At 51.6% G+C, this 10,190-nt stretch carries 7 protein-coding genes; all 7 read right to left on the bottom strand.

What is annotated here, in order from left to right:
- Positions 1 to 490: dTDP-4-dehydrorhamnose 3,5-epimerase family protein (locus RTQ46_RS16485; protein WP_312438196.1), on the bottom strand; the 490-nt coding region annotated here is incomplete at its 3' end.
- A gap of 11 nt (positions 491 to 501) precedes the next feature.
- Positions 502 to 1,827 (bottom strand): lipopolysaccharide biosynthesis protein RfbH, encoded by a 1,326-nt coding sequence (gene rfbH / locus RTQ46_RS16480; RefSeq protein WP_312438194.1) that lies wholly within the window; start codon positions 1,825 to 1,827, stop codon positions 502 to 504.
- Between the two features lie 14 nt (positions 1,828 to 1,841).
- Positions 1,842 to 2,909, bottom strand: coding sequence for a CDP-glucose 4,6-dehydratase (rfbG, locus tag RTQ46_RS16475; protein WP_312438192.1), 1,068 nt, complete (start codon positions 2,907 to 2,909; stop codon positions 1,842 to 1,844).
- Positions 2,909 to 3,679: a glucose-1-phosphate cytidylyltransferase gene (gene rfbF / locus RTQ46_RS16470; protein ID WP_312438190.1), complete on the bottom strand. Its 771-nt coding sequence runs from the start codon at positions 3,677 to 3,679 to the stop codon at positions 2,909 to 2,911. The genes rfbG and rfbF overlap by 1 nt, the downstream gene beginning before the upstream one ends.
- Positions 3,680 to 3,742: 63 nt before the next feature.
- Positions 3,743 to 4,999, bottom strand: a complete 1,257-nt coding sequence (locus tag RTQ46_RS16465; protein ID WP_312438189.1) for a GumC family protein — start codon at positions 4,997 to 4,999, stop codon at positions 3,743 to 3,745.
- A gap of 110 nt (positions 5,000 to 5,109) precedes the next feature.
- A complete protein-coding gene (locus RTQ46_RS16460; RefSeq protein ID WP_312438187.1) occupies positions 5,110 to 6,984 on the bottom strand; it encodes an SLBB domain-containing protein in 1,875 nt (624 codons plus the stop codon).
- A gap of 74 nt (positions 6,985 to 7,058) precedes the next feature.
- Positions 7,059 to 10,082 (bottom strand): YjbH domain-containing protein, encoded by a 3,024-nt coding sequence (locus RTQ46_RS16455; RefSeq protein ID WP_312438185.1) that lies wholly within the window; start codon positions 10,080 to 10,082, stop codon positions 7,059 to 7,061.
- Positions 10,083 to 10,190: the final 108 nt, after the last annotated feature.

Genomic DNA, 10,190 nt, shown 5'->3' with positions numbered 1-10,190 from the left:
CTCTAGCCGAAATTATTGGAGCTTCAATACTCCATTCAAATCCAAAACTATCCCACTTTATCCCTCTATCAAATTCTGGAGCATGAACTGTGCTTGTTTTATATAACATTAGTGAATTTTCTTCCAATGCTAAAAATCCATGAGCAATACCTTTAGGAATAAGAATGACTTGCCTGTTTTCAGAAGAGAGTACAGCCGATGCAAATTTCCCATAATTAGGCCCTACTCGTAGGTCAAGGAGGACGTCAAGCACGCTCCCCCCCAGGCAATAAACCATTTTTTTATGATCTTCAGGAGGAATTTGAAAATGCATGCCGCGTATTACTCCCTTACGAGAAACGGAATAATATTCCTCTTTCATATCGAAATCGATACCAAGCTTTGACCATAATTTTTCATTGTAAGTTTTGACAAAAGATCCTCGCATATCATCAAAGCGATCAGGTTGCAATAAAAAAGTGTCGGGCAAAAGCTCAGTAACGATATTCATATATATATATTTTAGAAATTAACGCCAAAAAATTCTTCAATCTTGCTGATCGAGAAGTCCATCATTTCCTTGGTCAGACCAGGGAACACACCGATCCACAGGGTGTCGTTCATGATGCGGTCGGTATTGGTCAACTCGCCCGATATCCGGAAGTTACGACCGATCATGTAAGGCTGGCGCGTCAGGTTACCGGCGAATAGCAGACGGGTACCGATCTTGAACTGGTCCAGGAAGGTCAGCAGGCTGACACGGTCGACGTTCGCTTCGGGGCGGATTGTGATCGGGAAACCGAACCACGACGGATCCGAATTTGGTGTCGCTTCCGGCAGGATCAGGAACTGTTCACAGTTCTTCAGGCCATCCTTCATGTAGTTGAAGTTATCCTTACGAGCCTGAACGAAACCGGCCGCGCGATCAAGCTGAGCCACGCCGCATGCGGCTTGCATGTCGGTGATCTTCAGGTTGTAGCCCAGATGACTGTAAGTGTACTTGTGGTCGTAGCCTTCAGGCAGCGTGCCCAGCTTGCAGCAGAAACGCTTGCCGCAGGTATTGTCCTTGCCTGGTGCGCAATAGCAATCACGGCCCCAGTCGCGGAACGATTCGGCGATCACTTTCAGATCCGGATTGTTGGTGAACACGGCGCCGCCCTCGCCCATCGTGATGTGGTGTGCAGGGTAGAAGCTCATGGTGCCGATGTCGCCGAAGGTGCCGCACATCTGGCCGTTGTAGGTTGCACCCAATGCATCGCAGCAATCTTCGATCAGCCACAGATTGTACTTTTTGCACAGCGCGACGATGACTTCTAGGTTGAACGGATTGCCCAGCGTATGGGCCAGCATGATGGCTTTGGTCTTGTCGGTGATGGCCGCTTCGATTTTCGAGGCATCGATATTGTAGGTGCCCAGTTCGACGTCGACAAAGACCGGTACCGCGCCATAGCTGAGGATCGGATTGACGGTGGTTGGAAAGCCGGCGGCAACGCCGATGACTTCGTCACCTGGCTGGATCGCACGTGCGCCCAGTTTCGGCGAGGTCAGCGCCATGAACGCCACCAGATTGGCCGACGAACCGGAGTTGACGGTCATCAGAAATTCCACGCCGATGAATTTGGCCAGGCGCTGTTCGAACTGGTCGTTGAAACGACCGGTCGTCAGCCAAGCGTCCAGCGACGCTTCGACCATCAGCTCCATTTCAGGCGCACCCACGACTTTGCCAGCCGGCGGAATCACCGTCACACCTGGTTCGAAGGTTTTGGGTGCGCTGGCCAGCGCGCCGTATTGTTGTACCAAGGCTGCGATCTGGTCGCGGATTTGTTGTTGTGTCAGTTGTTCGCTCATGATGCAGCTTTCCGTTAAGTATTTTGATATGTAGTAATTTGCGCCAGCGTAAATTCACGCATGTCGGCGCCCTGATCGCAAGCTTTATGCCATTCGACGATTTTTGCAATGGTCTGACCGATATCCCAACGCGGATGCCAGCCCAGCTGGCCGCGCGCCTTGGAACAATCGAGCTTCAGATAGGTCGCTTCATGCGGGTGATTCTGGCCATCGAGTTGCCACGATGCGCCGGCGCCCCACTCTTGGGTCATACGCTCGATGATCCATTCCACAGGTTTGGCATCAATGTCGTGTGGACCGAAATTCCAGCCTTCGGCGTGCACCGGACCTTCGGTGTACAGCTTTTCCGCCAAGGTCAGGTAACCGCTCAGCGGTTCCAGCACGTGCTGCCATGGCCGGATCGAATGCGGGTTGCGAATCATCACCGGTTCGCCGGCACCGATGGCGCGCAGCATGTCCGGAATCAGGCGATCGAGCGCCCAGTCGCCGCCGCCGATGACGTTACCGGCGCGGCCACTGCCCAAGGCAATGCCGTGCTCGGCATATTTTTCGGTATTGAAGAACGAACTGCGGTAGCCGGCCGTGACCAGTTCCGCGCAGCCCTTGCTGTTGCTGTACGGATCGTAGCCACCCATGGCTTCGTTTTCGCGGTAGCCCCAAGGCCACTCGCGGTTCTCATAGCATTTGTCGCTGGTAACGTTGACTACCGACCGCACGCCAGGCGTGGCGCGCACGGCCTCGAGCAAGTTGACCACGCCCATCACGTTGGTGGCATAGGTTTCCACCGGATTGACATAGGAATAGCGTACCAGTGGCTGGGCCGCCATATGAATCACGATCTCGGGACGTGCATCAGCCATCGCGCGCTTGAGCGCTTCGCCATCGCGCACGTCACCGATGATCGAGACCATGCCGCGCGCCACGCCGGCTACTTCAAACAGGCTCGGCGTGGTCGGTGCTTCCAGTGCATAACCGGTCACTACCGCACCCAATTGCTGCAGCCACAGGCTCAGCCAGCCACCTTTGAAACCGGTGTGGCCGGTCAGGAAAACACGTTTTCCTTGCCAGAATGCCGCGTTCATCAGGAAGCCTTCCAAGGAGCATTGCCAGACTGCCACAGCTCTTCAAGATGGACCTTATCGCGCAAGGTATCCATCGGCTGCCAGAAGCCACGATGGAAGAATGCATCAAGCTGACCTTCTGCAGCCAGACGCTCCAAAGGCTCTTTTTCCCAAGTAGTATTATCAGCTGCGATGTAATCGATCACTTTTGGAGATAACACGAAGTAGCCGCCGTTGATCCATGCCCCATCGCCCTGTGGCTTTTCCTGGAAACTGTTGATTTTTTGGCCATCCAGAATCAGTGCACCAAAGCGGCCGGGCGGCTGCGTCGCCGTCAATGTGGCCAGCTTGCCATGTGCTTTGTGGAAGGCAATCGATTCTTTAATATTGACATCGCTGACACCGTCGCCATAAGTAAAGCAAAAGGCTTCTTCGCCTTCCAGATATTGCTTGACGCGCTTCAGGCGGCCACCGGTCAGGGTTTCATCACCAGTATCGACCAGTGTGACTTTCCATGGCTCAGCATTCCTGGCGTGCACTTCCATCTGATTATTTTGCATGTCGAATGTAACATCCGAGGTGTGCAAGAAATAATTAGCGAAGTACTCCTTGATGACATACCCTTTATAGCCACAGCAGATAATGAAATCATTCACGCCATGCGCTGAATATGTTTTCATGATATGCCATAGGATGGGTTTGCCGCCAATTTCCACCATAGGTTTTGGTTTGGTAGAGGTTTCTTCACTTATACGCGTACCCAAACCACCAGCTAAAATAACTGCCTTCATTTCACACAACCCCATAATTTAATTAATTCAAAATGGAAATATCAATAAATATAACCGAATCTATTAGACTTTATTATTACTCCACTTGCAAAGAACTTTAAATTTCTCAAATTTTTCCGATTTTCCTGGATTACTTTTCGAGTTTATAAACATCTCCCTCAAGAAAATCAAAATTAATGCCAAAACTGCAGCAGCCAATCCTGCTATAATGACAATTATAGCACGGGCCGGCTTTGACTTTTTATCAGGAATAATTGCGTGGTCCAGCACTTGCAATGCAGATCCTTCCTTAGCCTCATCAACTTTGGAAATTTCCAATTGCTTTGCTAACATTTCAAAAATTGTCTCTTGATATTTTACATCACGTACTCGGCGTGTATACTCCAAACCAATCTCTGGAACGCTACTGGTTGAAACTGAAATATCACCTTTCCCGGTATTTAAACCGGTTTCCAGTTTTGCCAACTGGCCTCTCAAACCAACTAATTCTTGCTGATTTTTAATATATTCCGGATTGTTGCTTGTGGAAAATATACGCATTGCGCCAAGAGCAACTTCCTTTGATGCTATTTGTGCTTTAATCGAGGCAGCTGCCTGAATCACCGCTTCGGCTTGTTCATTAAGTTTGATTAAACCCGTTTTTTCCTGAACCTGTTTTAATGCCACTTCCGCATTGGCCAATTCAATTTTTGACTGTTTTAGCTGACGCTCAAAAAATAATCTGCGCTGTGACGCTTCAGTCACAGCAAGCGTTTTCGTCAGTTTCTGAAGTTCTTCAATATAACCATTCGCCAGACTAGTTGCCAGTTTTGCATTCTCATCGGTCACATCGACAGAAATAAGGCCATCTTTGCCACTAACAATATTACTTGCCTTCTGAAGTTCAATACGTGCATCAGTTAGCAGCTTCACCTTATAAACATCTTTGAGCTTGAAACGAGTAATCAAATTATCGCTTACAGTTCTGCTATTCAACATCCCTATATAAATATCATTAGGATTTTTAAGAGCAGATCCACCTCCTGCCAAGCCGCTCAAAGCGCCAAGTTGACCCAAAAGGGCACTCGACCCGGAGTTGGACTGAGGAGGCAGTATCTGAGTTTTTGACGTATATCTATTAGGAAGTAAAAGCGACAACCCCGCCGCTATCAACATTGAAAAAAATACAATTAACAATATAACTTTTTTATACTTAGCCAAAATAATGGCTATGTCAATAATACCAACTTCATCGCTATCTATCGTGGCTTTAGCTTGACTACCTGAAAAGCCATTTTGATCAGTTATCATTAAATTTATCCAAATTTTCAATTTCTGCATTGAATTTTTTCAAAAAATTAAAAAATATTAATTTAATAAAATTTAACACAATGCGAAATTTTCAAAACAACAATTAAAGAGATTTCTATGTAGTCTACTTAACAATTCCCTTAATCCTTAAGTACTTTCAAGCCTGCAGCACCAAGACCAAATTGATAAAATATGGTGGTCCATTCCTTCAAACTTTGCATAAAAGTACTACGATCAATTTTTTCTGGCACTACTACAGTATCGCCCGGATTAAGCGCAAGGCCACCGACACTACTGAACCAACCAGAGCTTTGGCCGCTCTTCGCCGTTCCATCTGCGCGGATGATATACATTTCGGATTTATCAGAATTCACAGTGAGACCGCCCGCTTGCTGAATATAGTCGTTTACTGTACGTTGTGGACGGTAAACAAAAGCATTTTGTTGAAAGACAGAACCGAGCACATCGATAGTGCCAGGACGACGCGGGATATAAATGCTGTCACCATCCTGCAATGGCAGATCAGGCAGATTTTTTATTTGTGTTTCCAAACCTGGCAAGTCAAGAACGATACGTCCCTCTGCTTTAATAGCGCGCAGTTTTTCAACAATACGACGCTGTTGCTGGACTTCAGCTGCCAGTTTGGCAGCATTTGCCTGGTCAGCCGATGCGCCCATACGCTGGGTGGCGTTGGACTCCAGATCGCGTTCAAATCGGTCTGCTACCTCATTGAGTTTTGCTTGCTGAATACGACGCACTGATTCGCGGGTTAATTGCGTGGCGAACAGGTAACCATTTTCGTTCGCGCCACCCAAACGTGTGACAAGCTCGCGCAGCGTTTCACCTTTCCTCAACAGGAAAATTCCACTCTGTTTGGCTTCACCGCCAACTCGCACATATTCATTCTGAATTTGTGCCTCAACTGGCACTGCGCCAGGGGCAAAGACCCGTAGTACGTCAGTAGGATTGACAGCCACGCTTGCCAACTGGCTACTTATTCCGCGATCTGCAATCAGTTCTATTACGGTTTTGTATTTATTGTCGACGTTTTTTTCAACAATAACCTGTTTAGTTTCGGCCGCAGAGTCGAAGCCACCGGCCCAGCTCACTACATCGGCAAGGTTTGCATTGCCCTTCAATTCGAATATAGCTGGCTGCTTCACATTACCGGTCAGAGCCACCAGTGGACCCACCTCTGGAATATAAATCACGTCGCCATCACGCAGAGTCAAATCACTGCTCTTGTCACCTTTGACTAGCATGTCATACAAATCAAACGTGGTGACAGTTTGGTTGCCGCGCTTGAGCTGGATGTTGCGCATGCTGCCTGTTGCGTCTGGACCGCCAGAGGTGAAGAGTGCATTAAGCAACGTACTCATGGCACTCAGAGTGTAAGTACCAGGACGTACAGCATGACCAACGACATAAATCTGGACAGCGCGTGTTTGAGCAATACTGGCCGTTAACTCGAAATTGTTATAAATCTTGCCGACAGCCTTTTTCAGATAACCTTGCAGATCCTTGTACTGTACCCCGCTTACCTTAACGGACCCAACACGGGGAATAAATATAGCTCCGCTACGATCCACAGTGGCGCTAACGTCAATATCGACCATGCCCCAGCCGCGCACCTGCAGTTCGTCACCCGTACCGATTACATAATCTTGATTGACTTGGGCACTGTCAAACGGCGCAAAGGTGGAAGGCACGTCACTGAACAGATCTTTACCAAAAATAGCCAGGTTTTGGCCGGTCACGCCAGTAGCATAAGCTTGAAATGGTCCTGCTTCGGCGGCAACTCGCTTGGCAGGACGGGTAGGGGCAGGATTTGGCGTCAGACGCGAATCGGCACGGCTGCGAATAGATGGCAAACCAACATCAGTCGTCTGCGCTTTGGCAGAGTCACTGCCAGACAGTTCTTGTGCAACAGCAAACGAAGAACTGCCCCCCAGCAGGCAGGCAGAAAGAATCATATGCTTTACAAGTGGCTGGGAAAGGCGAAAGTGCTTTTTCATGCGGATCTTTATCAAAATAAATAATGTTGTGTCAGTGTGCAATGCAACTGCATGCGCTCGAGTTTCATGTACCACTAATACTTGCTCTGCCAGGTAACGCTGATTTCTTTCGGCCCCGGATTGATCGACAGGCCGGACTTGCTCTGGTCACGCTGCGCATTCCACAGCCAGGTTCCCATGGCGTAACCCAGAATACCGCCAGCAACCGTATCGGACACCCAATGCTTACGGCCGACAACACGCCCAGCTGCACCGACAGCGGCCACACTGTACAGCCATGGTGCGTCATATTCCTTGGCAAACGGTGTCACAGCAGCAAAGGCAATTGCCGAGTGGCCGGATGGGAATGACGCATCGGAGCGTTTCTTGCCCTCGCCGACGCTGGTCCAGGGACCGCGATCTTCGTCTGGACGGGCGCGGCCGATCGCATATTTGCCAACCAGCGCCAGGCCCGTTGCGGCAGCAACCGACTGCATGGAAATGAGCCCGGTGTTTTGCATGCGCTCGTCGCCAAGTGCGAAGGCGGCGCCGGCGGCGCCAACCAGAGCAAATGGCATGGCCTTGCCCAGCTTGTCCCAGTTACGGAACGAGGTGGAATTCTGGTGTTTTTTGACGAAGCGGTCGACCGGTTTATCGCTCAGTGCCGAGCTCACGACGACGCCGCCAATCAAGGCGCTCGCCTTGAGCCAGTCAGGGGCGCTAGGGACGGCCGAGGACGATTGCTCCAGGCGCGCGCGCATGGCAGGCCACGGGCTGACAAACGGACGGTCCGGCGGATTGACGGCCGGCAGGTTCTGCTCGTCTGCACGCTCGGCAAAATTGCCCAAACCGTCATAGCTCTGCATGTCGGCGCGCGGGCGTTCGATCATGTCGTAAAGGTCGCCCGGCGAAGCAACCATCTGGCCCACGTCCCGTGTCCATGGCGCAATCGCGAAGCCTGCATTGGCCTGGGTATCCATCGGCAGCATGCTGTTCAATGGCAGCGACAAGAAAACACCGCGATCCTGGTATGGCTTGGAAGGCGTGCCTGGTGTGGTGATATCGTTGCCATTGGTATGCGTATACCAGGCGCCCACCTCAATGCCAGACTGGAAGCGGCGCTTGAATTCCACACGTACACCCGAGTCCTTGGCCAGGAAGCGGCCTGCGCGCGCTGTCACCGTCATATCATGCGGCAAGCGATAATGCAGCGAGCCGATAGCGGTGACGGTCTTGTAGTCGCGCGTTGAGAGAATACCGTCGTAGCCGCGCTGCTGCAGCGCGTCGACAGCCAAGTCGGCGGCCCAGCGCTTGTCTTTCGGCAGGTACAATACCTGGCCGCCAACGCCGCGGAACATGTCCTCATACAAGCCGCCCGACAGACGGGTGTAGACGCGCTCGGCCGGATTGTCATACTTGTTGAGCAGGATACGGCTCAAAGTCAGACGATCTCCCCTCAGATATTCCGCCACATCACTGCGCACATGCGGCAGGTTGCTGTTCGATGCCTGCTTGACGCCGGAAACGGTTTCCAGCAACTGCAGGTTGGCTGCGGCATTCAGATACAGTCCATCGCCAAGGCGCTGATCATAATTGGCCACTGCGGAAATCGAATAACGGAAGGCGCCACTGGGATCGTTGAAGAAAAAGCCGACCTTGGGGGAAATCTTGAAACGGTTTGCTTCACGATCGATCGATTTGACCTGGATGACATCACCGTCCACGCCCACGCCGACGGCCAGCTTGCCATCGTTCTTGACGGCATTGGCCGCCTTGACGACGGAAGGTACGGGTATATCTGCCGGTGCGGCCACGAATGCCGCCTCGGGAGCCGACGAGCCAGCGGTAACCGGAACGGCTGGCGCGGCAGCCAGCAGCGACGCCGGCGCGGCAGTCGGTTTTTGCGCAGCCGGCTGATCGAGAAACTCGTTCAACCACGTTTGCTGGCTATCGCGAATGACATCGCTTTTTTCCGGATAGCGCAGCAACACCACATCGAGGAAAGCCTGGCGATCGATCTTGCCGGCAAAATAATCGTTCAGCTTGGGCAGATCAAAGAATTCGTAAGTGGCAATTGGCTGATCGAGTTTGGTGTACGTGATGCGGATGGTCGTTACCCCTGCTGGCGTAAACGCTACCGCCGTACGCGCGGCACGCCCCACCGCGCGTCCCAGGTTCGAAATGCGGTTATTCGTCAGGGTTAGGGCAAGCGTATTCCCTTCTTGCTGCACGCGAATATTTTTATAATCCTGCTTGACCAGCGCGTTGACCAGGTCGGCGCCATAAGCGGCATTGTCATGCCATTCTGCCTTGGTCGGACGCGGCGGCGGGTTCTTGTCATCGACAAAATAGGCCGGCTCGAAGATTTTGGGAATGAACTCGCGCTCGCCAAACGGGATGCTGACAAAGGCATTGACGCTGAACTGGTCACGGCTACGGGCCGCTTGCAGGGCAAGCCAGCCCCATCGGTATTCCAGGCCGACGGAAGGGCCTTTGTTGCGCTTGCCAGCATTGGTCTCGGCAGCACGGAAGTCACGCAAATAATTGGTGGTGTCGTACTCGGCCACTACTGACCAGCGCGGCAGCGATGTCGGGGTCCAGCGCACGCCAGCAAACGGACCATCGGGACGACGATGTGCATAACCGAGACTGGCTTCGATATTTTTGCTCGCGCCAAAAGTCTTGGTGGCAACCACATATTGGCCCTTGAACAACTCGGTGCCAAACAAATCCGTCATGCCAACCGCCACGGATGGCATCCAATCCGTTTCCTGCCATAACCTCAACTTGCCGTCGACAACTTTGTCCTTGTAACGGCCATAACCGCTACCATATTGACCAGGATCGTTGGTGAAACCAGGGATGCCGGTGATCGATACATAGCGCCCCGTCACCTGCAGGAAAGGCAAAATGCTCGAGGTCACCCACAGCTGCCCGTACGGACTGTCATAGCTGTAACCCACGCTGAAGGTACCATCGGTTTCCACCACCGCGCTGGGCATGTTGATATAGCCCGACTGGCCACCATGGTTAGGCGTCGCGGCAATGGCTGATGGTGCGCCAAGGATCAGGCATCCACACCACGTATATTTAACTGATTTTCTGAGTACGCTTAACAAATCCGACTACCTAACATTACTGTATCTGGCATTCCTGACAAGATACTCAAAGGTGAGCGCACCTGAGGGACTTGGAAGAAACAAAAAAAGGCCAACTGTGGGCATGAA

Origin of the sequence: Janthinobacterium sp., assembly GCF_031995485.1 — a bacterium.
GTDB lineage: Bacteria > Pseudomonadota > Gammaproteobacteria > Burkholderiales > Burkholderiaceae_D > Janthinobacterium.
The sequence above is the reverse complement of the archived record's forward strand: the minus strand, read 5'-3'. Positions and strand labels throughout refer to the sequence as shown.